This window comes from Mannheimia granulomatis, from assembly GCF_011455695.1.
Taxonomy (GTDB): domain Bacteria; phylum Pseudomonadota; class Gammaproteobacteria; order Enterobacterales; family Pasteurellaceae; genus Mannheimia; species Mannheimia granulomatis_A.
Genome location: NZ_CP015030.1, coordinates 1,670,721 through 1,696,290, shown reverse-complemented (window position 1 = coordinate 1,696,290; position 25,570 = coordinate 1,670,721). Strand labels below are relative to the sequence as shown.

Here is a 25,570-nt window from a genome sequence, read left to right as displayed (position 1 = left end):
GTCTAATTTTATTCTGGGTTAAAAAGTCAATTTTTGCTTTGTAAAAATAAAATTTTTCTAAAATATTTAATTTGTTTGTGTAATAAATAGACAAGTAAGTTATTGTTTTCAAACCTTTCTATTCTGGGTATAAAGCAACGATATTGAAAGTTACTCTGTGCTAACGGTAAAAAATCACAAGCGGTCGGAATTTTCTCTTATTTTGCAAATACAGGCGGTTTTTATATTAAGCTAAAACCATTATAATTTGATGGAATTAATGGGAGAACCAGAGTGAAGTTTACACAAAAATTAAAACAAACAACGGTATTGATGGCAGCGACTATATTGTCTGCCTGTAGCTTGGTAATTTATAAACCGATTGGTACGATTAATCAGGTGAACCTTGATAAGGGATACCGACAAAAAAATGTGATTTCTGAAAGTGCGAAAGATGGCAATCTGGTCATTATGATGTTTTCTGGCGGTGGTACGCGGGCAGCTTCCCTGGGTTATGGGGTGTTGGAACAACTGAAAAACGTTAAGGTAAAAACGAGTAGCAAAGGCGACACGTTGCTGGAGAATATTGATATTGTGTATGGAGTGTCCGGCGGTTCGGTGTTGGCAGCTTATTTTGCCTTGGAAGGTAAAGATGTGATTCCGAAATTTGCCAACCGTTTTTTAAAGCAGAATTTTCAGAAAGATATTATTACAGAAGCTTTTTCACTCTCCAATTTGCCTCGGTTAAGTTCGCCACAATTCGGACGGGGCGATTTATTGCAGGAACGACTGAATTTTACCCTCTATCGAGGGAAAACATTTGGCGAATTGGTTAAAAACCGCAAAGGACCTTTTGCTATTATCAGTGCGACGGATATGAATATCGGTCAGAAATTCATCTTCACTCAAGAAACCTTCGACGGCTTATGTCTTAACTTAAATGATTTGGAGATTGCACGGGCGGTAGCGGCATCCAGTTCCGTCCCACTGATTTTTTCCCCGCTAACGCTAAATAATAATGGCGGCAATTGTAATTTTACCATGCCGAAAGAATTTGCCGTGCGTGAAGAGATGGTAGATGGGTTGGTAGTAAAAAATATTGAAGAAACCAAGCATATTTTGAGTCTTTATCAAGATAGCAAAGAGCGCCCGTTTATTCATTTAGTGGATGGTGGGTTAACCGATAATCTGGGCTTGGCGAGTGTATTGGATATTTCTGATGTGATTGGGGTTGATGAGGTATATAAAAGAGCCGTTCAATTAGGGGTGAAAAATGTAGTGGTGATAAATGTCAATGCACAAAATGAAGTAGTGAGTGATATGGATAAATCAGCTAATATTCCAGGCTTGACTGATGTAGTTAATACTATTATTAACGTGCCAATTGATAAAACCACTCAGATTACGCTTCACCGTTACCGTCAATTTACTGATCAATGGAATGAATATGCCGATAAACAGGCAAATAAGATAGAAATGCACTTTGTCAATTTAGGATTAAAAGCTTTACCAGATGGCGAATTAAAACAAGATGTACTGAATATCGGGACTTCTTTTTACTTACCGGAAACGGATGTAGATAAGTTACGCAAAGCTGCCCGTATTTTGTTAGAGCAATCAGAGGAATATAAGCAGGCATTAAAAGCATTGCAATAAAAGTAAAATTCCCTCTTTATGTCAGATGAAGAGGGAAGATACGTTAAATGTTCAGAGTGAGCTGCCACTTAAATTGAGTTTCATTTAAACGGTAAGGCATTTTTAGGCCTGGGCCACAAGAGTTGGAGCCGATACCGCTCATTTTGTAATCCACACATAAAACGGTTGAGCAGCTTTCTTCCAAATCATAGCTATGGGTTTTGGTGGTTAACTCTTCCTGTGTGTAAGGTGAGAAATTAAAGCTAAATGGCTGTTCTGCAGTAATAGTTAAATTCGGTAATTGCAGATAATGAGTGCCAAAATGGCTACTGTTTTCCTGTGGTTTTAAATAATCCACGTGGTTTTGTTTAGCGGTAGTTTGGTAAATACCGAGTGTTGCCAGATTGTGTTTATCCACATAGCTTTCTTGCTCGCCATAGCCAAAATATTCCAGTCTGTCATTTGCTTTGTGTAAGAAAAAGCGTAAGCCAAAGCGAGGTAAAAATGGCAAGTGCATTGGGCGTTTGGCTTGTACTTTGATCTCTATCTCACCATTTGGTTGAATATGGTATATCACATCAAGGGTTAAAATTCGGCTTTGGGAAGTCGCGACAATACCGCATTCAGCATTGATTGTTACACCATTTTCATCTTGGTTAAGAGAGGTTTGATAGGCTCGGGTGTAACATTTATCATAGCCGGCTTTCTGCCAAAATTCGCGGATTAAGCGGTCGTTATCGGTTGGAGCCCGCCAAATGTTAAAATCAAGAGGCTGTTCAATAATCGCTTTACCCTCTTTTTCGATATGGCTAAAAATACCTTTGAGTTTATCGAAGGTATAGCTAAATTGTCCGTTTTTAATCAGCCAATGATTTGCAAAATTTTCCACAGAAATGACCGCTTGTTCACGTATTTGCAATGGTGGCTTTACCCTGTTTTCGGCAAGCGTAATTTGGTCAAAGCCTAAATGATGACCTTTCGCTAACAATGCGGAATCGATATTTAAGCGATAATCTAAGGTTAAAAGTTGTAATGTGCCGTTAGGCTGCGGCAGCTCCAAATCCAAACAAGCGGTCTGATTTGGCTCACAATTTACCAATAAATTTCCTTCAGCAGTTGGCACCCCATTTTCGCTGAATTGATAATGCACAGTCAGATAATCGGCAAGATTGGTGAAATCCAAATAGTTTTTCAGCCAAATTTTGCCCTCTTTTAAGCAGGCTCGGGCAGGGCGGTTGACGTTTTTCAGCTCAAGTAAATTGCTGTACGGAATACGGTTTGGGGAAACTAAGCCATCCAGACAAAAATTGCCATCATGCGGGGTTTCACCAAAATCGCCACCGTAGCCGAATTTATCTGAATTCGGCAGATAAGGTGCGTGGTCGCACCATTCCCATACAAAACCGCCGCAAGAGCCTGCGTAGTGTTGGAAGGTGTGGAGGTAATCCTCCAGATCGCCGCAAGAATTGCCCATAGCGTGGGAGTATTCGCACAGGATAAACGGCTTTTGGTTTTTGGGATCAGCAAAATATTCATCTAACCGCTCGGTGCTTGGGTACATTTCGCTGTATAAATCCAAATTGGACAGGTCGTTTTGGTAATCCGAATGTTGGTAAATTGAACCTTCGTAATGGGTTAAACGGCTTGGGTCTCGCTGTTTTATCCATAATGCCGCTTGCTCAAAATTTTCTCCAAAGCCGGATTCGTTGCCAAGCGACCAGATTACGACGGATGTGCGGTTTTTATCGCGTTCAATATTCGCCTCGGTACGATCTAAAATTGCCTTTTTAAAAAGAGGATCTCTTGCAAAATAACAGAAATTATCGACCGCTTGTTGTCGGATCTCTTCCTGTTTATTCGGGTTCGGCACATTTAAGAAAATGCTGTTTTCCGGGCTTTCGATATAGACGGCACTTGAGCCGTGAGATTCAATATCGCTTTCGGCAATTACATAAAAGCCAAGCTGGTCGCACAGTTCGGTAAACCATGGCGAATTTGGGTAATGAGCAGTGCGAATAGCGTTGATGTTGTGAGCTTTCATCAATGTTAAATCCACCATCGCCTGCTCTCGGCTAATTGCATAACCGGTTTTCGGATCGGAGTCGTGGCGATTTACCCCTTTGAATTTAATCGGCTTTTGGTTAAACAACAGTACGCCGTTTTGTACTTCGATTTTTCTAAAACCGATTTTCTGTTCAATGATTTCGTTTTGGTAGCTAAGGTGCAAGGTGTAAAGTGTCGGACTTTCCGCATTCCATAGCTGTAAATTGTAAATTTGTTGGCAAAAACGACCGCTTGTTTGTTCCACTAATAAGTTGTTTTGTGGATCAAATAGTTGGAAATGAATCGGTTCAGGCTCGCTTGAAAAGTTGGTTTCAACGATGAAATTGGCTTGCGTTAAATCGTCATTGAGCTGATATTGAATAAAGAAATCTTGCAGGTAATTTTGTTCTCTTTCTAAAATGTACACATCACGGAAAATACCAGACATTCTGAATTTATCCTGATCTTCCAAATAGCTGCCGTCACACCATTTCAATACTACAACTGCTAGGCGATTACTACCGTGCTGTAGTTGTTCAGTAATATCAAATTCGTTAGTGCTGTGGCTGATTTGCCCGTAGCCGATAAATTGTTCGTTCAAATAGACAAACAAGCAGGAATCCACCCCCTCAAAATTGAGCAAATAGCGTTTGTTTGGTTTTGGTTGGAAGTCGATTTCACGCAAATAAACCCCGCACGGATTTTGCTGCGGCACATAGGGCGGATCAAACGGAATCGGGTAGTTGATGTTGGTATATTGATGAGCATCAAAGCCTTGCGTTTGCCAGTTAGACGGTACAGGGATTTTATAGGCGAAATCAGTTGTTAAAAAATCCTCAGGTAAATCGTGATGGCTCGCATAAAAGTTAAAATCCCATTCGCCGTTGAGTGAGGTGAAATAATCGGATTCTTCTCGTGTAAGCTGACTTGGAGTTTGCTCTTTAGCAAAAGGAATAAAATAAGCGTGATGAGGCGTGGTGTTAAGGTGTAGAAGGTTTGGATCTTGATAATAATTTGGTAATGACATAATAGCCTCTGGGTTGAAATGCTGTATTGTCATACCTTAATCCAGTTATAAAATTGGGCAATCAATAATATTTAGAATTGTGAGAGGGATCACAAAAAAATAAACTGCAATCACATTTTGGATCTGATTCCAACTTATGATTGCAGTTTAATTATCTTGATGAATTTTCTATTGTGCTAATTAATCTACTAACTTCACCGGATATAAGTAAGTGTATCCAAACGGACTTTGTTTATAACCTTGAACACGTTTGCTGGTTGGGGCAAAGTTAATTGAGTGAGCCACGTTAATCCACGGTGCTTGTTCTCTTAAAAGTACTTGAGCTTGCTCGTAGAGCTTGGTCCGTTCTGCTTTGTCTGATGAAGCTAATGCTTTTTCTAACAACGCATCTAAGTCAGAATTAGTGAAACGAGCATAGTTACTGTTACCAATGTTTGCTGTACCGAAGAGTGGTGATAAGAAGTTATCTGGATCACCATTATCGCCAGACCAGCCATAAGTTCCCGCCGTTAATTCCCCGGCTTTGGTACGTTTAACGTAATCACCCCATTCGTAAGTGACTAATTTTGCCTTCACACCAATTTTTTCCCAGTCTGCTTGGATGATTTCCGACATACGGCGAGGGTTTGGGTTAGAGGCACGTACTACCGGCTGCACCCATAATTCAGTTTCAAAACCGTTCGGATAGCCTGCTTCTGCCAATAATTGTTTTGCTTTTTCGATATTAAACTCAGATTCAGGTAAAGTATCGTTATAGCCCCAAATGGTTGGCGGAAGAGGGTTTTTCGCAGCAAAGCCATTACCTTGATAGACTACATCAATAATTGTTTTTTTATCTACCGCTAAATTTAATGCTTGGCGAACTTTCACGTTATCAAACGGTGCTTTTTCGATATTGAACGCTACATAAGCAATGTTTAAGCCAGGCTGTGATAATAAATTCACTTTCGGATCGTTTTTCATTTTTTCAATGTCGGTCGCATTTGGGAAATCCATTAAATCACATTGACCGGATTGTAATTTTGCATAACGGGTAGTGGCATCCGGTACGATCTCGAAAATCAAACGGTCAATATCCGGCTTACCTTTCCAGTAATCCTTGTTTGCTACATAACGGCTGGCTTGATCTAGCACGTAACCGTTGAATACAAATGGACCTGTACCGATTGGAGCCGTATCGACTGCTTCTGGTGTACCGGCTTTCATCATCTTATCCGCATATTCTGCCGAGTAAATAGAAGTGAAATCCATACCTAAGCTAGACAAGAACGAAGCATCACGCTTAGTTAGCGTAAAACGAACTGTATTGTCATCGACTTTTTCGACTGATTTCAATAAAGCCGGGAATTTCATCGCATTGAAATACGGATAAGTCCCTTTTGAAACAGCATGATACGGATGGTTCTTATCTAACTGGCGGTTAAATGAGAACACGACATCATCTGCATTTAATTCACGGCTTGGTGTAAAGTCTTTATTGGTATGGAATTTCACTCCTTGACGTAATTTGAAAGTGTAAGTTAAACCATCTTCACTGATTTCCCAGCTTTCTGCTAAGGCTGGCTCAATTTCAGTGGTGCCGGGAACAAATTCCACTAAGCGGTTATAAATTTGTTGCGAGCTGGCATTATAAGATAAGCCGTCCATCACTAAAACTGGGCTAAAGCCTGTTGGAGAGCGGCTTACACAGTTTACAAAGGTTTTTTCTGATTGCGGTTTAGTTGCATTAGCAGATTTATTTTCGCTGCTTTTATCATCACAAGCAGCCAATGCTAATGTAGCCATTACTGCTGCGCTGATTTTAGTTAAAGTTAACAATTTCATATTTTCTCCGATTAATTTGAGCGGCATTTATGCAAGATTACTGCTTCTGGTGGCAAGAGTAAAGAACAAAAAATTACTTTGATATAACCTAAAAGATGTAAAATGTGTTGCGGGAGCTTTAGGGGAGCGCATTTGATTATTCCGCTCTTAACGAAATTTCTCCAATACCGAAATTCTGAACGATATCACCTTGCTTTAACATCAATTCACCTTGCTCATTAATACCGAGTGAGATGCCGTGTATTTCATCCGCCTCAGTAATGAGTTTTACCGCTTTGTTGTGGAAGATATCAAATGCTTGCCAGCGTTCTACGTAGTGAGAAAAGCCGACAAGCGGGTAAATTTTCAGATTTTTTTGTAATTCATGGGCTAAATGGCATACAAGCTGATTTCGCTCGAAATGATATTGCGATAAATCTGCCCATGCTTGGGTGACAACGTTTTTATCCACTTGCGTCATACCCAAATTCAAGCCAATGCCGATGACTAAATCCAAGCCTAAGCGGTTTGCTTTCGTTTCCAACAAAATACCGCCCATTTTTTTGCCTTTATAGTAAATATCATTCGGCCATTTAATTTGGATATCTTCTACCTCCTGAGCCTGTAAGCTCTCGGCAATAATTAACGCCACGACTAAGCTAAGTGGCGGCAGATTAGCGGTATCTTCCGTTGGGTAGTGCCATAAAATTGAAAAATAGAGATTTTCACTTTCAGGTGAATACCAACTTCTACCGCGTCTGCCACGACCGGCACTCTGCTTTTCGGCTAAACAAATTGAGCCGTTTTCTAACACTTGATGGTGTTTTAGTAGGTATTCATTTGTCGAATCAATTTCATCAAACACAATCGCTTGCCCACAAATCAATGCGGATTGAATTTGAGCTTGGTTCAGTTTCATCTCTACTCCTTGTTAGCGTGTGATCTGATCGCTGTCGACTTCACCTTTTCTGCCTATAAAACGAACTTCAGGTTGAATATCAACACCGAATTTTTCTCGAACTTTACGACGGACCGTTTTAGCCAGCTCTGCTACATCTGATCCAGTTGCATCGTTTTTGTTTATCAACACTAATGCTTGTTGGGTATGCACGGCAGCGCCCCCAATTTGGAAACCTTTTAATTCAGTTTGATCAATAAGCCAGCCTGCTGCTAATTTTACGCTGCCATCTGCTTGTGGATAATGTGGGATAGTTGGGAATTTAGCTTGTACTTTTGCAAATTGAACTTGTGAAATTACCGGGTTTTTAAAGAAGCTGCCGGCATTACCAAATTCATCGGGATTTGGTAATTTGGAGGAGCGTACTGCACAGACTTCATCAAAAATCTGCTTTGGTGTAACGGTTTTCGGATCAAATTGGGCTAAAGAGCCATAACTTAAAATCGGCTGCCATGCTTTTGCCAGCTTTAAGCCAACTGAAATAATCGCAAATTCATCACGATATTGATGCTTAAATACACTTTCACGATAGCCAAATTCGCATTCGGCTTTATTTAGCGTAAAACGCTCGCCGGAACGCAAATTCAATACCTCTACAAAGTCGCATGCCCGCTCAAACTCCATGCCATAAGCGCCGATGTTCTGAATAGGGGCAGAGCCTGCAACACCGGGAATTAAGGCTAAGTTCTCAAGTCCTGCGATGTTTTGGTTTAATGTCCATTTAACCAGCTCATGCCAGTTTTCGCCACCTTGAACGTGTAGGTAGTGAAAATGCTCATCTTCCCGATATGTAATACCTTTAAGTTTGTTGACGAGTACCACGCCGTCAAAATCTTCTAAAAATAAGACATTGGAGCCTTGCCCAAGAATTAAAATAGGCTGCTTTGCCGCATCTGCTTTTTGCCATTCGCTTAATAGCTGTTCTGCACTGCTAAATTCAATGATCTGAGTAGCTTTTGAGGGTAAGTGGAAAGTATGAAAAGGGGTTAAACTGTAGTTCATAATTTAAATTCGACTTTGGTAGATAGATTGGAGAAGTTTACCATAAACAAGCGGTCATATTTTTAGTGAGTTTTGCAAAACTCCGAAAAAATATGACCGCTTGCAAGAAATAGAGAATAAATTTATCTGGCGCCAAACACGACAATCGTTTTGCCGTGGGCAGAAATCAGCCCTTCATCTTCTAACATTTTCAGAATCCTGCCTACGGTTTCACGGGAGCAGCCAACCATCTGCCCGATTTCTTGACGGGTAATTTTGATCTGCATACCTTGTGGATGGGTCATGGCATCGGGCATTTTAGCTAGATTGAGCAATGTCTGAGCAATGCGACCGGCAACATCTAAGAAAGCCAAATTACCGACTTGGCGTGATGTCTGACGTAAACGGCGTGCCATTTGTGCCGATAAATACATTAAAATGTCAGGATTTAAATGGACTAACTGTTTGAATTTTTTATAAGAAATTTCAGCAATCTCACATGGGCCTTTGGTGCGGACAAAGGCAGTACGCTGTTGCACTTTCTCTTCAAATAAGCTTAACTCACCAACAAATTCACCTGTTCCTAAATTAGTAAGTAACATCTCTTTAGTTTCATCATCTTTGATATAAACCGCAACAGAGCCGTTTACAATATAAAACAGAGATTGAGCATCTTCACCGGCATGAATAAGTGTGTATTTCGCCGGATAGCGATGGATATGGCAATGCGTTAAAAACCACTCAACTGCCGGATCGTGAATCGAGGGAGGTGGTGTTACATTTTCAAGTGGTGCAGTTGAGAGCGTCATATCTTGCATAATATTCCCTATAAATCATTTATAGCCAGTTAAATTTTTGAAATTTTAGCACGAAATAAAGCGTTAACCCAAAAAAGATTTTTTCTCTTTAATATCAAGGCTTTCGTGTAATTCAGACCAGACAATCACGACTTTATCAGCCTTTAATTGTGCTAACAAATTCTCTCTTTTTTCTGCTAAAGAGAGTTCTTTTTCGCCATAATCTGTGCCTTCTCGTAAAATAAAAGAATCTAAAATATTATTTAAAGTAGATTCTTCCAGTTCTTGCCAAGGAATTATCATAATTAATCAAATAAAGGTTTAATAAATGCCCACTGTTTTTCAAAATGTTGATGTTGGTTATAGCTAAAATTAGAGCGGACCAGACGTAAAAATTGTCCTTCGCAGAAATTCACTAAATAACCTGCCAGCGCTCGTTCATCTTCAAAGCTTTTACGCTCACGTAGTTTGCTCAGTTGCAAAATATTGGCGAATTGTAACTCTAAATTATCGAAAAATTTGGCAACTCTCGCTTTTAATAAATCGTCTTCAAACATTAATGCATGCCCAGTCAGAATCCGAGTTACCCCCGGGTTTTTACGGGCAAATTCTAAGATCGCATAAAGAATGGCTCGTACGGAATTCGCACTACTGGCTTGACGTTTATTTGTATGGATATAGTGAGTCAAGGTTTGCTCAATTTTTTCAATCAAGGCTTCAAACATCTTGGTTTTACTTGGGAAGTAGCGGTATAACGCTCCTTCCGACACCCCAACCGCAGCAGCTAAACGCTCGGTGGTAACACGCTGCATGCCTTCTTCAGAATTTAATAATCCGATTAACACCTCTAAAACTTGTTGTTGGCGTTCAACTACGGATTTTTTCGGCATTTTAATTTTAGGTTCTGTCATTTGTATTCCCGATTACTGTTTACCAGAATGCCCGAAACCGCCTTCGCCACGCTCGGTTTGCTCAAAACTTTCTACAATGTTGAAACTGGCTTGTACCACTGGCACAAAGACTAATTGAGCGATACGGTCCCCCACATTCACAGTGAAATCTGTTTGACTGCGGTTCCAAAGTGAAACCATAAGCGGACCTTGATAATCACTATCTATCAAACCTACTAAGTTGCCTAACACAATCCCGTTTTTATGACCTAAACCTGATCTTGGTAAGATCACAGCAGCTAAATTTGGATCGGCAATATAAATCGAAATTCCCGTTGGGATCAGTACTGTTTCTCCAGCTTTAACTGTCAGTGGTTCATTGATTAGCGCCCGCAAATCCAAACCTGCAGAACCTTCTGTCGCATAAGCCGGCAGCGGAAATTCGTTGCCGATACGGCTGTCTAAAATTTTTAAATCGATCTGTTTCATTGTCTGTCCTTTTGTAAAATTTTTCCTAATTCTGACCGCTTGTAACCTTGTATGAGTCGTACAGAGTTATTTATCTGAGTAGCTTTGCTGATCTGCACAGCCCAAAAAGGGGCTGGGGTTTTAACCTAGTACGGTTCGTGCTAGGTAGTAGTTCCTTTTTTGATGTTGAAACACTCAACAATTTCTTGCACTAAGCTCTCCGCAAGCCTTGTTTTATCCGCAAGCGGTAATTTTTTCTCGCCGTTTTCCCCTTCTTTGTTTTTCCAAAAAAGATGGAGTGCATTCTGATCCTGCCCGAACACTTGTCCGCCTGAGACATCGTTGGCACAAATCATATCGAGATTTTTACGCTCGAGTTTCGATTTAGCATATTCCGCCACATTTTGCGTTTCCGCCGCAAAGCCGACCACAAACGGGCGATTTTCGGTAAGATGGGCGATGTTAGCAATAATATCGGGGTTTTTCACCAGTTTTAGCGTTAGTTCATCGCTGTCGTCTGTTTTCTTGATTTTTTGCTCGGAAACGTTCGCAACCCGATAATCCGCTACCGCCGCACAGCCGATAAAAATTGCAGATTTCGGAGCGAATTTGACCGCTTGTTCAAACATCTCTTGGGCGGAAACCACATTAACACGCTCAACATTCGGCGGCGTTGGTAGATTGGTCACGCCCGAAATCAGCACGACTTTCGCCCCCCGTTTGGCAAAGCTCTCGGCAATCGCATAGCCCATTTTGCCCGAGCTGTGGTTGCTGATATAACGCACAGGGTCGATGGCTTCTCGTGTGCCGCCAGCGGTAATCACCACACTCAAATTGGCGAGGTCATTGCAAGCGGTCAGAATTTGCTGAATTTCTGCAAAAATCTCGGCAGGCTCAGACATCCGTCCTTCACCCACATCGCCACAGGCTTGGAAACCACTGTTCGGGCCGACTGTCAGCACGCCTTGTTCACGCACTTTTTGCAGATTTTCCTGCACCGCCGACCGCTTGTACATCTGCTGGTTCATTGCCGGGGCGAGCAAAATCGGGGCTGGGGTCGCAAGGCAGAGGGTAGAAAGTAAATCATTACCCATTCCCATTCTAAGCCGTGCAATAAAGTCCGCTGAGGCAGGGGCAACCACCACCAAATCCGCCCATTTCGCCAGCTCAATATGCCCCATTGCCAGCTCCGCTTGCGGGTCGAGTAATGAGTTCGACACAGCATTGCCGGAAATCGCTTGCAGCGTGAGTGGTGTGACGAAGGCTTCAGCTGCGGGGGTCAGCACCACACGCACTTCCGCATCCGCTTTTTTGAGTAGGCGAATGAGTTCAATGGTTTTGTAGGCAGCGATTCCGCCAGTGATACCAACTAAGATTTTTTTATTTTGTAACATCCTAATTTCCTTTTTGGACTGGATTTTTTCGACGTATTTTATCCGAATAAGTAGTTGCTCACAAGCACACTATTTTTGTGATCTGGCTCGAAAAATCGAATTCATGCCTTTGCATAAAAGGGCTGGCTCTCTTATTCTAATTTTGTGTAATGGAGGAAAAAATGAACGACTTTGATGCTATTTCAGATGAACCTATAATGATGCCAAGAGAAAAATTACTGACACATGGAGCAGCTTCATTAACAGATGCCGAGTTGCTGGCTATTTTTTTGCGTACCGGAACTAAAGAAGTGCCAGTAATGACATTAGCGGAAAGCGTATTAATGGTATTTGGGTCATTACGTCAATTGCTTAATGCAGATATCAATGAGTTTTGCAAAATTTATGGATTAGGAAAAACGAAATATATTCAATTGCAGGCCTCAAAAGAGATGACGAAACGCTATTTGGCACAACAAATGGAATTTAGTGAGATGATTCAAGCTCCTTATATGGCGATTATGTATTTTCAAACCGAGCTGGAAGAAGAGGAAAGAGAGGTTTTTATGGTATTGTTTTTAGATAATCAGAATCGCTTGATTTATAAAGAAAAAATGTTTTTTGGTACCATTAATCAAACTGCAGTTCATCCCCGGGAAATTATTAAGCGGGCATTAAAATATAATGCAGCTGCGATTATTGTTGCGCATAATCACCCTTCCGGCTCCTGCTTACCTAGCGAATCTGATAGAAGTTTAACGAAGAAGATTGAAATGGCATGTGAACTGGTCGATATTCGCTTTGTTGATCATATTATTGTAGGCAAAGGTGATTATTTTTCATTTGCAGAAGAAAAACTGGAACTAAAAGAGATAAATAATTAGCAAATAATGACTTGAATGAGTCGAACAAAGTCAGTATAATCGGCAGTCTTTAAAACATAATCGTGGGATGGGTGTTACCTGACGAGGTAGTCAGAAGGTGAAAACCCTGATAAACCCAAACCATCAAGCTTAAGCTTAAGTCATATTGGAGAATTAAAATGTCAAGAGTTTGCCAAGTAACAGGCAAGCGTCCAGCAGTTGGTAACAACCGCTCACACGCATTAAACGCGACTCGTCGTCGTTTTTTACCTAACTTACACACTCACCGTTTCTGGGTTGAGAGTGAAAACCGTTTCGTAACCTTACGTTTAACTGCGAAAGGTATGCGTATTATTGATAAAAAAGGCATTGATGCAGTATTAGCTGAAATCCGTGCTCGTGGCGAAAAAATCTAAGGAGCTAAAACATGGCAGCTAAAGGTGCTCGTGAGAAAATCCGTTTAGTTTCTACTGCAGAAACAGGTCATTTCTACACAACAGATAAAAACAAACGTAATATGCCGGAAAAAATGGAAATCAAAAAATTTGATCCAGTTGTGCGTAAACACGTTATCTACAAAGAAGCAAAAATCAAATAATTTTGTTTTAAATATGAGAAGCCCGACTTTATGTCGGGTTTTTTATTAACTTCACTCTGATTTTCTTGATTTTTGCGGACATTTTAGGCAAAAAAACTTTCTTTTTTATAACAAAAAAAGTATCATTACGCCTCTTAAACGTAGCCCTACATTTAAGTCTGTTTCCAACCTATCCCAATTTCATTTCTTAGGGAGATATAGGGTAAAAACAAAAAAGCTGAAACGCTTTTTTTAATAAGTAGCGAGTCAAATGCCCCATGGCATCTTATCTTTTAGGATAAGAAAGCTTAGGCTTCCCGCAAGGCACCCGACTTATTTTTTTCACCTCTTTCAGAAGGTTTATTTTGACATGACAATTAAAACTCCTGTTCAAGCAGTTCTTGCTTCAAACCAATACTTTTTAGATCGCCAAGATGCAATGGAATCCAACGTACGTAGTTATCCTCGTAAATTACCGTTTGCATATCAAAAAGCACAAGGTGTTTGGGTAACGGATGTTGAAGGCAATGAATATCTTGATTTTTTAGCAGGTGCAGGAACCCTAGCATTAGGTCATAACCATCCTCAGTTAATGCAAGCTATCAAAGATGTGTTAGATAGTGGTTTGCCATTACACTCTTTAGATATTACTACTCCATTAAAAGATGCATTTACTGAAGAACTATTATCTTTCTTCCCTAAAGATAAATACATCTTACAATTTACCGGTCCATCTGGTGCAGATGCTAATGAAGCAGCAATCAAATTAGCAAAAACTTATACAGGTCGTGGCAATGTGATCGCGTTTTCCGGTGGTTTCCATGGTATGACTCACGGTGCTTTATCTTTAACCGGTAACTTAAGTGCAAAAAATGCGGTACAAGGTTTGATGCCGGGTGTGCAATTTATGCCTTATCCACATGAATACCGCTGCCCGTTTGGCATTGGTGGTGAGGCCGGTGCAAAAGCAGTTGAGCATTATTTTGAAAACTTTATCGAAGATGTTGAAAGTGGTGTCGTAAAACCGGCAGCTGTTATTCTTGAAGCAATTCAAGGTGAAGGCGGTGTGGTACCGGCTCCAATCAGCTTCTTACAAAAAGTGCGTGAAGTAACACAAAAACACGGTATTTTAATGATTGTGGATGAAGTGCAAGCCGGTTTCTGTCGTTCAGGCAAAATGTTTGCTTTTGAGCATGCAGGCATTGAGCCGGATATCGTCGTGATGTCTAAAGCGATTGGCGGTAGTTTGCCATTAGCGGTATTAGCAATCAAAAAAGAATTTGATGCGTGGCAGCCGGCAGGTCACACAGGCACATTCCGTGGTAACCAATTAGCAATGGCGACAGGTTATGTATCATTAAAAATTATGCGTGAAGAAAACTTGGCTCAAAATGCAAAAGAGCGAGGCGAGTACTTAACTAAAGCATTAGGCGAATTAAGCCAAGAGTTCCCTTGTATCGGTAACGTGCGTGGTAAAGGCTTAATGATGGGTATTGATATTGTTGATGAGCATAAGCCTCAGGATGCAACCGGTGCATACCCACGCGATTGTGATTTAGCTGTCGCGATTCAAAAATACTGTTTTAAAAACAGACTGTTATTAGAGCGTGGTGGCCGTGGTGGTAACGTGGTACGTATTCTTTGTGCAGTAAATATCACCCAAGCAGAATGTGAAGAGTTTATCAAGCGCTTCAAAAAATCTGTTGCTGAAGCAGTAAAAGCAGTGCGTGGTTAATCATACAAGCGATTAGATTTTGCAAAAAATTTGCAAATTTTGGCCGCTTGTCTTGTGTATAGAATAGATGAGAGAACAAAATGACCGATATTTCCAAACACAGACAATCCCTGTTTTGTAGTGATCCACAATCTATTGCGGATTATGAAACAGCAATGAATAATGCGGTGAAAGCAGTTTCAAATTGGCTTAAAAACGAAAAAATGTACACCGGTGGTTCAATTAAGCAAATGCGGGCTTTAATTGATGGCTTCAAGCCGACTAAAGAAGGCGTTGGAGTGCAAAAATCGCTAGAGCATTTGGTCGATATTTTCTTAAATCCAAGTTTAAAAGTACACCATCCGCACTCATTAGCTCATTTACATTGTCCGACAATGGTCACCAGCCAAATTGCGGAAGTGCTGATTAATGCGACTAACCAATCAATGGACTCTTGGGATCAAAGCCCGGCTGGTTCGATTATGGAAGAGCATTTAATTGATTGGTTACGCCAAAAAGTCGGCTATGGTAAAGGCACATCAGGTGTATTTACCTCTGGCGGCACGCAATCGAACTTAATGGGTGTGTTATTAGCACGTGATTGGGCAATTGCAAATCATTGGAAAAAAGATGATGGTTCAGAGTGGTCGGTACAGGTTGATGGTATTCCTGCCGATGCCATGAAAAATGTAAAAGTAGTTTGTTCGGAAAATGCTCACTTTTCAGTGCAAAAAAATATGGCAATGATGGGAATGGGCTTCCAATCTGTGGTAACTGTCCCTTCAAATGCAAATGCTCAAATGGATGTTGATGCACTTGCCAAAACCCTTGCTGCGTTAAAAGCCGAAGGCAAAATTGTGGCTTGTATTGTGGCAACAGCAGGAACAACCGATGCCGGAGCGATTGACGATCTGAAAGCGATTCGTAAGTTAGCGGATGAATACAAAGCTTGGGTTCATGTGGATGCAGCCTGGGGTGGTGCGTTATTGTTATCGAAAGATTTCCGTCATTTCTTAGATGGTATTGAGTTAACCGATTCAATTACACTGGATTTCCATAAACATTTCTTCCAGTCTATTTCTTGTGGTGCTTTCTTGTTAAAAGATGAAGCGAATTACCGTTTCATTGATTACAAGGCAGACTACTTAAACTCAGAATATGATGAAGAACATGGTGTGCCAAACTTAGTGGCGAAATCGTTACAGACTACCCGCCGTTTTGATGCGTTAAAATTGTGGTTTACAGTGGAAGCCTTAGGTGAAGATTTATACGCTTCAATGATTGACCACGGTGTTTACTTATCAAAAGAAGTTGAGGCTTATATTACTGAGACGAAAGACTTGGAAATGCTTGTGCCTGCACAATTTGCCTCGGTGTTATTCCGTGTTGTGCCAGAGGGGTATCCGGCAGAGTTTGTAGATACACTTAACCAAAATGTGGCGGATGAACTTTTTGCCCGCGGTGAGGCGAATATTGGGGTAACAAAAGTAGGCAGTAATCAATCGCTGAAGATGACGACTTTAAGCCCAATCGCCACCCTTGAAAATGTGAAAGCATTATTAGGACAAGTATTGGCAGAAGCAGATCGTATTAAAGATTCGATTGTAAACGGCACTTACGTTCCACCGATTGACTAGGCTTTTGCAAAAAAGTGTGAAAATAAGACCGCTTGTCGCTTAAAATTTGGCGACAAGCGGTTATTTTTACTCAATTTTTTGCAAATTTATTCTAACATTTCTCGACAAGAAACCGATACTTGTTGCAAGATGGCTGCATAATCGGTCTCTTTTAGCCCTACATTGCCAAAATAGTGCATTTTTACCTCCTTAATACCACAGAACTCAAATAACCCTTTCCCTAGAGTATGTTCGAAAGCAGATAAAAAACCTTTTCTCTCATATTTTTCGTTTGAATTACCGAGTGTGACAAACTGTTGCATTTTCTTGCCTGTGAGTAAGCCAATGCTTTCAGTTTCCCCGTTACGGTAGGCAAAATCATAACTTAATACACGGTCTAAATAGCCTTTTAAAATCGCCGGAAACCCCATCCACCAAATCGGATAAATTAAAGTAATAAGGTCGGCTTCTCGCCAATATTGATGTTCTCTGGCAACGTCTAAGAAATATTGCCGGCTAAAGCTTTGTTTAAGCTCATGCCAACTTAGCGTGGGAGAGAAATCAAGTTGGTAAAGATCTCTTACTATAACTTTGGATGAAGAAGAGGATTCAACCGTTTTATTTAAAATAGCATGGTTAAAACTGTTTGGATTGGGATGGGCATAAATAATGAGGTGGTTCATATATTTCTCACCTTAAATATTTTGATGTAACAATTTATAGATAGCGGATTTTAACTTGATTTTCTTTGATGAAAATCAATGTTTTCGTGAATTAACAATCAAATACCCCGTTTGAGGAATGAACGATATTCAGTGAACATTAGATAATCAACGTATGCTGGTGATATTAAAAATGGTGTTTTCTTGACCAATATTTCAAACCAATCATTCCCTCGTCGTAGCTTTTTACAAGGGCATTTTTTAGATTCCTTAAAAAGTGAGAAAGTCAGCCAACAGGGGCATGAGCCGATTCGTCCGCCTTGGGCTAATTTAGCAAATTTTTTAGAAAAATGCACCGCTTGTCATCGCTGTATTGAGACTTGTGAGACGCAAATCCTGATAAAAGGAGCGGGCGGTTATCCTGAAGTGGATTTCAGCCGTGGCGAATGTACTTTTTGTGAAAAATGTGTGCAATCGTGTGAAGTTGACGTGTTTCGAGAGACAAGCGAAGAAGCTTGGACACATAAAATCAATGTTCAGCCAAGCTGCTTATTAAAGCACGGAACTGAGTGCAGAAGTTGTGGTGATAGCTGTGAGATGAGAGTAATCCGTTTTCGTCCAAGTTTGGGCGGGATTGCTGAAATGACGTTAAATTTAGAAAGTTGTACCGGTTGTGGGGCTTGTGTAAGCGTTTGCCCGACAGGTGCAATTCAAATTCAACAAGCAAATCAATATGAGTGAAAAATTATCTGAAAACGAAAACTGGTATGTGTGTAGCCTTGTGGTACAAGCAAAGCCAGAAAGATTAGATGCTGTAAAAGCAGAGATTCTGAATATTCCTTTTACTGAAATTCATGGTGAGAAAGCAGAGGAAGGTAAGTTAGTCGTGACGATTGAAAGCAATGTGCATTTAGCCCTTTCAGATCGCATTGATCAGATTAAAGATATAAAAGGTGTGATTGTAGTGTCTTTAATTTCTAACTATATCGATGAGCAGTAATTTTATTTTTTGAAGTCAACGTGGGACTATAGTTATGGAACTCAATCGTAGAGATTTTATGAAAGCGAACGCGGCTGTAGCAGCTGCTGCGGCAGCAGGAATTATGATTCCTGTGAAAAACGTTCAGGCAGATGATACAGGCATTCGTTGGGATAAAGCACCGTGCCGTTATTGTGGTACAGGTTGTAGCGTACTTGTAGGTACCAAAGACGGTAAAGTGGTTGCAACACAAGGTGATCCGGATGCAGAAGTAAACCGTGGTTTAAACTGTATTAAAGGTTATTTCCTATCAAAAATGATGTACGGCGCAGACCGTATGCAAGAGCCGATGCTTCGTATGAAAGACGGTAAATTTGATAAGAACGGTGATTTCACGCCGGTTTCTTGGGAGCAAGCTTTTACCATTATGGCAGAGAAAATCAAAGCCATCATTAAAGCAAAAGGCCCGAATGCGGTAGGGATGTTCTCATCAGGTCAAACCACGATTTTTGAGGGTTACGCAAAAGTTAAACTTTGGAAAGGTGGTTTCCGTTCAAATACGATTGATCCGAATGCTCGTCACTGTATGGCATCAGCAGCGGTTGCTTTTATGCGTACTTTCGGTATGGATGAGCCGATGGGCTGCTATAACGACATCGAAAAAACCGATGCTTTCGTGCTTTGGGGTTCAAACATGGCGGAGATGCACCCGATTTTATGGAGCCGTATTTCTGATCGTCGCTTATCGAATGACAATGTACGTGTAGTGGTTATGTCTACCTTTGAGCATCGTTCATTTGAATTAGCCGATACCCCAATTTTGTTTAAACCACATTCCGATTTAGCAATTTTAAACTATATTGCGAACTACATTATCCAAAACGATAAAGTAAACTGGGATTTCGTAAACAAACACACCAAATTCAAACGTGGTGAAACCAATATCGGTTACGGTTTACGCCCTGAACACAAATTGCAACAAAATACCAATGCGAAAACTGCAGGTAAAATGTATGACAGTGATTTCGAAGAATTTAAGAAAATCGTTGCACCTTATACATTAGAAGAAGCGCACCGTATTTCAGGTGTGCCGAAAGAGCAGTTAGAGGCTTTAGCGGAAATGTATGCTGATCCAAACAGAAAAATTGTTTCATTCTGGACAATGGGCTTCAACCAACATACACGCGGTGTGTGGGTAAACCACATGATGTATAACGTACATTTATTAACCGGTAAGATTGCATTGGAAGGTTGTGGACCTTTCTCCTTAACGGGTCAGCCATCGGCTTGTGGTACAGCGCGTGAAGTAGGGACATTTATTCACCGTTTACCGGCAGATATGGTGGTCACCAATCCAAAACATCGTGAGATTGTAGAAAAAGCATGGAAATTACCTGCGGGTGCGATTCCGGATGTACCGGGCTTCCACGCAACCGCACAAAGCCGAGCATTAAAAGACGGTAAGCTCAACTTCTTATGGCAGATGTGTACCAACAATATGCAGGGTGGACCGAACATTAATGAAGAAATCTTCCCGGGCTGGCGTAATCCTGAAAACTTTATTGTGGTATCAGACCCTTACCCGTCAGTTTCAGCAGTTGCTGCAGACTTAATTCTCCCAACCTGTATGTGGGTGGAAAAAGAAGGGGCTTACGGTAATGCAGAACGCCGTACCCAATTCTGGCGTCAGCAAGTTAAAGGACCAGCAAATGCGCGCTCTGATACATGGCAGCTTGTTGAATTCTCTAAATACTTTAAAGTAGAAGAAGTGTGGCCGGAAGAGCTAGTTGCAAAAGCACCAGAATTACGTGGTAAAACTTTGTATGAAATCCTTTACCGTAATGGAAAAGTAGATAGTTACCAAGTGCCAACCAATATTCCGGGCTATATGAATGACGAAGCGGATCACTTTGGTTACTACATTCAAAAAGGTCTATTTGAGGAGTATGCAGAATTTGGTCGCGGACATGGTCATGACTTAGCAGATTTTGAGACTTATCATAAAGTGCGTGGCTTACGTTGGCCTGTAGTAAAAGATGAAAAAACCGGTGAATACAAAGAAACATTATGGCGTTACCGTGAGGGTTATGACCCTTATGTTCAACCGGGTGAAGGGGTTTCTTTCTACGGAAATGCAGATAAAAAAGCTGTTATTTTAGGTGTTCCATATGAAGGACCGGCAGAAGCACCGGATGAAGAATACGATTTATGGTTCTGTACCGGCCGTGTACTAGAACATTGGCACACCGGCACAATGACCCGTCGTGTCCCTGAATTACACAAAGCGTTCCCAACTAACCTTGTGTGGATGCACCCGAACGATGCGAAAAAACGAGGTCTACGTCATGGTGATAAAGTGAAAGTTATTTCGCGTCGTGGTGAGTATGTATCGAACTTAGATACCCGTGGCCGTAATAAGTGTCCGGAAGGTTTAATTTATTCAACCTTCTTCGATGCAGGTCAGTTAATCAACAAAGTAACGTTAGATGCGACAGACCCAATTTCATTTGAAACCGACTTCAAAAAATGTGCGGTTAAGGTGGTTAAGGCTTAATAAAACACTCTCCTCCTTGGTGGAGGGGATGTAACAAGCGGTTCAATTTTGCAAAAAATTTGCAAATTTTGACCGCTTAACAAGAGGAACCCACAATGAAAATGGATCCAAATCGCCGACAATTTTTGAAAAATGCCACTCGTACTGCGGCAGGAATATGCGGTGTTGGAGTGATTTTGGGCTTGCAGCAGCAACAGAGCTTTGCCAGAGAAGGTGTAGCACTGCGACCACCGGGGGCATTACCTGAGCAAGATTTTCTCAGTGCCTGTACTCGTTGTGGGCAATGTGTTCAGGCTTGCCCTTACGATATGTTGCATCTAGCTTCATTAATTTCACCTGTGGAAGCCGGTACACCTTATTTCATTGCTCGGGATAAACCGTGCGAAATGTGTGTTGATATTCCGTGTATGAATGCTTGTCCAACAGGGGCATTAAGCGAAGAGCTGAAAGATATTGATGATGCTCGAATGGGATTAGCGGTTTTGTTAGATCACGAAACATGCTTGAATTGGCAAGGCTTGCGTTGTGATGTTTGCTACCGTGTTTGCCCTTTAATTGATAAGGCAATCACGCTTGAAAATATTCATAACGATAGAACAGCAATTCATGCAAAATTAATCCCAACAGTTCATTCCGATGCTTGCACCGGTTGCGGAAAATGTGAGCAAGCTTGCGTGTTGGAAGAGGCTGCAATCAAAGTGTTACCAATGGATTTGGCAAAAGGTTTATTAGGTCGCCATTATCGATTAGGTTGGCAGGAAAAACAAAATGCCGGAAAATCTTTAATTGAAGATGTGCATCCGGACGGTTTGCGCCCGGCTTATGAGGCGCGTATGCCGGAAGGGCTGCACGAGCCGGTATATCAACCTATGCAGGTTAAACCTGATGTGAAAGTCATAACGCCTAGCCGTGCAACACAACACTATGTGCCTAATTCTACAACCGTTGAAGCTCCGGAGCATTTCCCTGATTTAGACTTAAATCTTAAGGGGGTGAAATAATGGCGGCAAATTCTCCTAAAAATGCAGGTTTGGAAGCACGTCAGAAATTAGGCTGGTGGCATGCAAATCGTTTTTTGATTTTAAGACGCTTAAGCCAGTTAAGCATTATATTAATGTTTATGAGTGGCCCGCTTTGGAATGTTTGGATTCTGAAAGGTAATTATAGCGGTAGTTTACTGCTGGATACCGTGCCGATGACCGACCCGCTAATGGCAGCAGAAGTATTAGCAACAGGTTATCGCCCCGAATGGACGGTACTTGCTGGGGCGTTAATTATAGTTGCTTTTTATGGCATTGTCGGTAGCAAGCTTTTTTGTAGCTGGGTTTGCCCGATGAATATGGTTACCGACACAGCTGCTTGGCTAAGACGTAAATTAGGTATTCGCCAAACAGCAAAAATTTCACGCAATTTGCGTTATGTGATTTTAGTCGTGATTTTAATTGGTAGTGCGATCTCCGGTTCGTTGCTATGGGAGTGGATTAACCCGGTTGCTGCTTTAGGTAGAGCTTTTGTATTTGGCTTAGGAGCAACATTTTGGTTAGTGTTGGTTGTGTTCTTATTTGACTTATTAGTCGCTGAGCATGGTTGGTGTGGGCATCTTTGTCCGATTGGGGCAACTTATGCCTTAATTGGTGCGAAAAGCCTGATTAAGGTCAAAGTGGTTGATCGCAATCGTTGCGATAATTGTATGGATTGCTACAACGTTTGCCCTGAGCCACAAGTATTGCGAACTCCGCTGCACGGTAAGCCGGAAGAGAGTACGGTTATTTTATCGAAGGATTGTATTACTTGTGGACGTTGCATAGACGTTTGTGCTGAGAAAGTCTTTGCCTTTGGAAGTCGTTTCCAAGGTAGTATTGATGTAAAAAATATTTAAATTTTAATCTTTGTTTTTTGAGTTTAAAAACAACCGTTTTAATGGAGTGAACCTCAAATGAGAAAATATCTTGCCCTAATTTTAGTCGCAATGTCGGGCTTTGCGATTGCAGAATCCCCAAAACTCTCAGGTGGTATTGATGGTACAACTGAAAGTGTGGCTCCGGGATTTCATAATCCACAAAAAAATGTTGGGAATATTCCGACTACTTTTCCATTCCAACCGCCGTTGGTTCCGCACAGCATTCGTGGCTTACAAGTGAGTAAAAATGTGAACCATTGTTTAGGTTGCCATGCCTCTGAGCCATCTAAAACCACAGGCGCAACTCCTTTACCGCCAAGTCATTTTACTGATCGTAATGGTAAGATGCATGGTAGCGAATCACCAAGCCGTTATTTCTGTTTACAGTGCCACGTGCAACAAACAGATGTGAATCCAATCGTTCAAAATAAATTTGATTCTGCACGTCAATCGCAAGGTAAATAAGGAGTAAGCAATGTTAAAAAGATTTTGGAATTGGTTTTGTCGCCCAAGTAAAATGGCGATTGGTGCAGTTATCCTTATTTCAGCACTAGGTGGGATTTTTGCATGGAGTGGTTTTAATGCCGGTCTTGCAATGACGAATACTGAAGAGTTTTGTTCTGACTGCCATATGAATGATGTTGTGCCGGAGTATCGTGCATCATCTCACTACTCAAACCGCAGTGGTGTAAAAGCGATCTGTTCTGACTGCCACGTGCCGCACGAGTTTTTCCCGAAATGGCAACGTAAAATTATTGCTGCCAAAGAAGTATACGCTCACATTGTTGGTAAGGTAGATACTAAAGAGAAATTTGAAACCTACCGAGGCGAAATGGCGGAACGTGAATGGGCTCGTATGAAGGCGAATAATTCACAAGAGTGTCGAAATTGCCATAATTTTGATGATATGGACTTTACTCAACAAAAAGAAGTTGCACAAAGAATGCATACTTTAGCACAAGAGCAAGGCAAAACCTGTATTGATTGCCATAAAGGTATTGCTCATAATCTTCCACATATGGAAGCAATCCAAAAGAACTTTATTCCGGATGATTTACTAAAAAAATCAGAAGAGAAAAAATAGTAATTTAGTAAAAACACAATAACCCTTAAGTTTCTTGAGGGTTATTTTTTTCTCTTAATATCCTTAAGTTTCGAAATTTGGTAAAAAATCATTAGAATTTAACCGCTTGCAACTTGCTTGTGGCTGCCTGCCAAAGGGTAATCAAGGCAAAGGGATTAGGTTACAGTAAGGCAAAAGTCGCCATTCGTTTGTTTTTAGCACAAATCCCCTATTTTTTGATTGATATCAAGGCAACTTATCGCTGAAAGGAGAATAATTAAATAATATTACTATTAGTTATAAAGAATAGGGGTTGAAATGCGTTCAGAATTATTTAAAACGTTATTGCTGTCAGGGCTAATTTTACCATTACTGATGGCATTTGCCGTGGGGGCTTACGGCTTTATTGTGTGGATGTTACAAATATTTGTCATCGGATTACCGGGAGCTTAGGAATATGATAAGAGCGATAAAATCCTTTTTTACCAAACCGGCTAATAAAATTGGTTTGGGGGTATTGGTCAGTATCGGCTTTGTGGCAGGTGCAGTGAGTTGGCATCAATTTAACAAAGCGATGGATAAAACTAGCAGTGAGGAGTTTTGCGTAAGTTGTCACTCTATGCAAAAACCGTTGGAAGAGCTCAAACAAACGGTCCACTGGTCGAATAAAAGTGGGGTAACGGCTACCTGTTCGAGCTGCCATTTGCCACATGATTACACCGAAAAATACGCACGCAAAGTGCAGGCAAGCCGTGAAGTGTTAGCGGAAATGACAGGAAAATATAAAGATGAGGGAGCGTTTGAAAAACACCGCTTAGAAATGGCAGAGCGGGAGTGGGCAAGATTTGCCGCCAATGGCTCTAAAGAGTGTAAAGCTTGCCACAGCTACGAGCGAATGAATTTCGAGAAGATGTCGGAAGCGGCACGCAAAGCGATGATTCCGGCAGCCGAGAAAGATCAAAGCTGTATGGACTGTCACAAAGGGATTGCCCACCACTTACCGAAAGTGGACGAAAATGCGGTGAAATCGAAGTTTGATCAGTTTGTGAATAAATCACCGAATCAAGGCAAATCGTATTACACCAAAGGCAATGCGGAACTGTTCTTAGACGAAGGCTTGAGCCAAGCTATCGGGCAGTTGGAAACCGCCGTGCCGGTTGCGTTTGTTAAAGCAGGCAGCAATGCGGATTTGGTGGAACTGACGATGTGGCGTAAAGAAAAAGGCTTTGGACGTATTTGGTATCACGATTTCGGTAAAAACATTACCGATGCGGTGCTTACCAAGGAATTTATGGCAAACGAGCCGAAATTTGAGGTATTGGAAACCCGAGAAGATCCGATTACCGGCTTGAACTGGCAGAAAGTCAAACTGCAAGCGTGGATTGGAAAAGCGCAGTTACTTGATGATGTCACCCCAATTTGGGCGAATGCGGAAAATCAATACAAAACGCAATGCAGTACCTGCCACAGACAGCCTGATGTTGCCCACTTCGATTCAAATAGCTGGATTGGCTTGTTCAACGGTATGATCGGCTTTACCAATATGGATAAACAGACCGGCAAAGAAGTGTTGCGTTACCTGCAAATGCACGCATCTGATAGCGAAGGGGCGAAGCATTAAGCACTCTAAAGGGGAAGGGGTACCCTTCCATATCTTCATAAATTCGGGGAATACAAGCGGTCAAATT

25 protein-coding genes are annotated in these 25,570 nt (G+C 41.2%); 15 read left to right on the top strand and 10 right to left on the bottom strand.

All coding sequences use genetic code 11. The features are described 5' to 3' along the window. Window positions 1-273 precede the first annotated feature (273 nt). Window positions 274-1,635: a patatin-like phospholipase family protein gene (locus A4G16_RS08170; protein ID WP_420704457.1), complete on the top strand. Its 1,362-nt coding sequence runs from the start codon at window positions 274-276 to the stop codon at window positions 1,633-1,635. A gap of 43 nt (window positions 1,636-1,678) precedes the next feature. Here A4G16_RS08170 and A4G16_RS08165 read toward each other — a convergent pair whose 3' ends face one another. From A4G16_RS08165 to coaBC, 9 genes are all read right to left on the bottom strand, one after another. Continuing rightward, a complete protein-coding gene (locus A4G16_RS08165; RefSeq protein ID WP_165889925.1) occupies window positions 1,679-4,684 on the bottom strand; it encodes a glycoside hydrolase family 2 TIM barrel-domain containing protein in 3,006 nt (1,001 codons plus the stop codon). A 180-nt stretch (window positions 4,685-4,864) separates the two neighbouring features. Further along, window positions 4,865-6,508 carry an ABC transporter substrate-binding protein gene (locus tag A4G16_RS08160; protein ID WP_165889466.1) on the bottom strand — a complete coding sequence of 548 codons (1,644 nt, stop codon included), beginning with the start codon at window positions 6,506-6,508 and terminating at the stop codon, window positions 4,865-4,867. 136 nt (window positions 6,509-6,644) lie between these two features. After that, complete coding sequence (locus A4G16_RS08155) at window positions 6,645-7,406, bottom strand: biotin--[acetyl-CoA-carboxylase] ligase (RefSeq protein WP_165889465.1); 762 nt, start codon at window positions 7,404-7,406, stop codon at window positions 6,645-6,647. Window positions 7,407-7,418: 12 nt separating this feature from the next. Continuing rightward, window positions 7,419-8,447: a UDP-N-acetylmuramate dehydrogenase gene (gene murB, locus A4G16_RS08150; protein ID WP_165889464.1), complete on the bottom strand. Its 1,029-nt coding sequence runs from the start codon at window positions 8,445-8,447 to the stop codon at window positions 7,419-7,421. A 122-nt stretch (window positions 8,448-8,569) separates the two neighbouring features. Next, a complete protein-coding gene (crp, locus tag A4G16_RS08145; protein WP_027073671.1) occupies window positions 8,570-9,244 on the bottom strand; it encodes a cAMP-activated global transcriptional regulator CRP in 675 nt (224 codons plus the stop codon). A 63-nt stretch (window positions 9,245-9,307) separates the two neighbouring features. After that, window positions 9,308-9,526 (bottom strand): YheU family protein, encoded by a 219-nt coding sequence (locus A4G16_RS08140; RefSeq protein ID WP_027073672.1) that lies wholly within the window; start codon window positions 9,524-9,526, stop codon window positions 9,308-9,310. A 2-nt stretch (window positions 9,527-9,528) separates the two neighbouring features. Beyond that, window positions 9,529-10,134, bottom strand: coding sequence for a nucleoid occlusion factor SlmA (gene slmA, locus A4G16_RS08135; RefSeq protein ID WP_165889463.1), 606 nt, complete (start codon window positions 10,132-10,134; stop codon window positions 9,529-9,531). Window positions 10,135-10,146: 12 nt separating this feature from the next. After that, on the bottom strand, window positions 10,147-10,602 hold the full coding sequence (gene dut / locus A4G16_RS08130) for a dUTP diphosphatase (RefSeq protein ID WP_165889462.1): 456 nt from the start codon (window positions 10,600-10,602) through the stop codon (window positions 10,147-10,149). Window positions 10,603-10,742: 140 nt separating this feature from the next. After that, on the bottom strand, window positions 10,743-11,975 hold the full coding sequence (gene coaBC, locus A4G16_RS08125; RefSeq protein WP_165889461.1) for a bifunctional phosphopantothenoylcysteine decarboxylase/phosphopantothenate--cysteine ligase CoaBC: 1,233 nt from the start codon (window positions 11,973-11,975) through the stop codon (window positions 10,743-10,745). 161 nt (window positions 11,976-12,136) lie between these two features. Here coaBC and radC point away from each other — a divergent pair, with 161 nt between their 5' ends. From radC to ddc, 5 genes are all read left to right on the top strand, one after another. Then, the gene (gene radC, locus A4G16_RS08120; protein ID WP_237052363.1) at window positions 12,137-12,838 is read left to right on the top strand and encodes a RadC family protein; all 702 of its coding nucleotides are present in this window, start codon (window positions 12,137-12,139) and stop codon (window positions 12,836-12,838) included. A gap of 158 nt (window positions 12,839-12,996) precedes the next feature. Further along, complete coding sequence (gene rpmB / locus A4G16_RS08115) at window positions 12,997-13,233, top strand: 50S ribosomal protein L28 (RefSeq protein WP_005599762.1); 237 nt, start codon at window positions 12,997-12,999, stop codon at window positions 13,231-13,233. An 11-nt stretch (window positions 13,234-13,244) separates the two neighbouring features. Then, complete coding sequence (rpmG, locus tag A4G16_RS08110) at window positions 13,245-13,415, top strand: 50S ribosomal protein L33 (RefSeq protein WP_005613503.1); 171 nt, start codon at window positions 13,245-13,247, stop codon at window positions 13,413-13,415. A 349-nt stretch (window positions 13,416-13,764) separates the two neighbouring features. Further along, window positions 13,765-15,129 (top strand): diaminobutyrate--2-oxoglutarate transaminase, encoded by a 1,365-nt coding sequence (locus A4G16_RS08105; protein WP_165889459.1) that lies wholly within the window; start codon window positions 13,765-13,767, stop codon window positions 15,127-15,129. Between the two features lie 80 nt (window positions 15,130-15,209). Continuing rightward, window positions 15,210-16,745, top strand: a complete 1,536-nt coding sequence (ddc, locus tag A4G16_RS08100) for an L-2,4-diaminobutyrate decarboxylase (protein WP_165889458.1) — start codon at window positions 15,210-15,212, stop codon at window positions 16,743-16,745. Between the two features lie 86 nt (window positions 16,746-16,831). On the opposite strand, the gene A4G16_RS08095 is transcribed toward ddc, so the two are convergent. Beyond that, window positions 16,832-17,407, bottom strand: a complete 576-nt coding sequence (locus A4G16_RS08095) for an NAD(P)H-dependent oxidoreductase (protein WP_165889457.1) — start codon at window positions 17,405-17,407, stop codon at window positions 16,832-16,834. A 183-nt stretch (window positions 17,408-17,590) separates the two neighbouring features. Here A4G16_RS08095 and napF point away from each other — a divergent pair, with 183 nt between their 5' ends. From napF to torC, 9 genes are all read left to right on the top strand, one after another. Next, complete coding sequence (napF, locus tag A4G16_RS08090; RefSeq protein ID WP_165889456.1) at window positions 17,591-18,127, top strand: ferredoxin-type protein NapF; 537 nt, start codon at window positions 17,591-17,593, stop codon at window positions 18,125-18,127. After that, complete coding sequence (locus A4G16_RS08085) at window positions 18,120-18,386, top strand: chaperone NapD (protein ID WP_165889455.1); 267 nt, start codon at window positions 18,120-18,122, stop codon at window positions 18,384-18,386. Before napF ends, A4G16_RS08085 begins: the two co-directional genes overlap by 8 nt. 34 nt (window positions 18,387-18,420) lie before the next feature. Further along, entirely contained in the window at window positions 18,421-20,919 is a 2,499-nt protein-coding gene (gene napA, locus A4G16_RS08080) for a nitrate reductase catalytic subunit NapA (RefSeq protein WP_165889454.1), read from the top strand. 95 nt (window positions 20,920-21,014) lie between these two features. After that, entirely contained in the window at window positions 21,015-21,920 is a 906-nt protein-coding gene (napG, locus tag A4G16_RS08075; RefSeq protein WP_042804324.1) for a ferredoxin-type protein NapG, read from the top strand. Then, window positions 21,920-22,798, top strand: coding sequence for a quinol dehydrogenase ferredoxin subunit NapH (gene napH, locus A4G16_RS08070; protein WP_165889453.1), 879 nt, complete (start codon window positions 21,920-21,922; stop codon window positions 22,796-22,798). Before napG ends, napH begins: the two co-directional genes overlap by 1 nt. Window positions 22,799-22,855: 57 nt before the next feature. Next, entirely contained in the window at window positions 22,856-23,284 is a 429-nt protein-coding gene (locus tag A4G16_RS08065) for a nitrate reductase cytochrome c-type subunit (RefSeq protein ID WP_165889452.1), read from the top strand. Between the two features lie 10 nt (window positions 23,285-23,294). Then, entirely contained in the window at window positions 23,295-23,903 is a 609-nt protein-coding gene (locus A4G16_RS08060) for a NapC/NirT family cytochrome c (RefSeq protein ID WP_027073689.1), read from the top strand. A gap of 297 nt (window positions 23,904-24,200) precedes the next feature. Next, window positions 24,201-24,335: a nitrate/trimethylamine N-oxide reductase NapE/TorE gene (locus A4G16_RS08055; protein WP_165889451.1), complete on the top strand. Its 135-nt coding sequence runs from the start codon at window positions 24,201-24,203 to the stop codon at window positions 24,333-24,335. Window positions 24,336-24,339: 4 nt separating this feature from the next. Next, complete coding sequence (gene torC / locus A4G16_RS08050) at window positions 24,340-25,503, top strand: pentaheme c-type cytochrome TorC (RefSeq protein WP_165889450.1); 1,164 nt, start codon at window positions 24,340-24,342, stop codon at window positions 25,501-25,503. Window positions 25,504-25,570 lie beyond the last annotated feature (67 nt).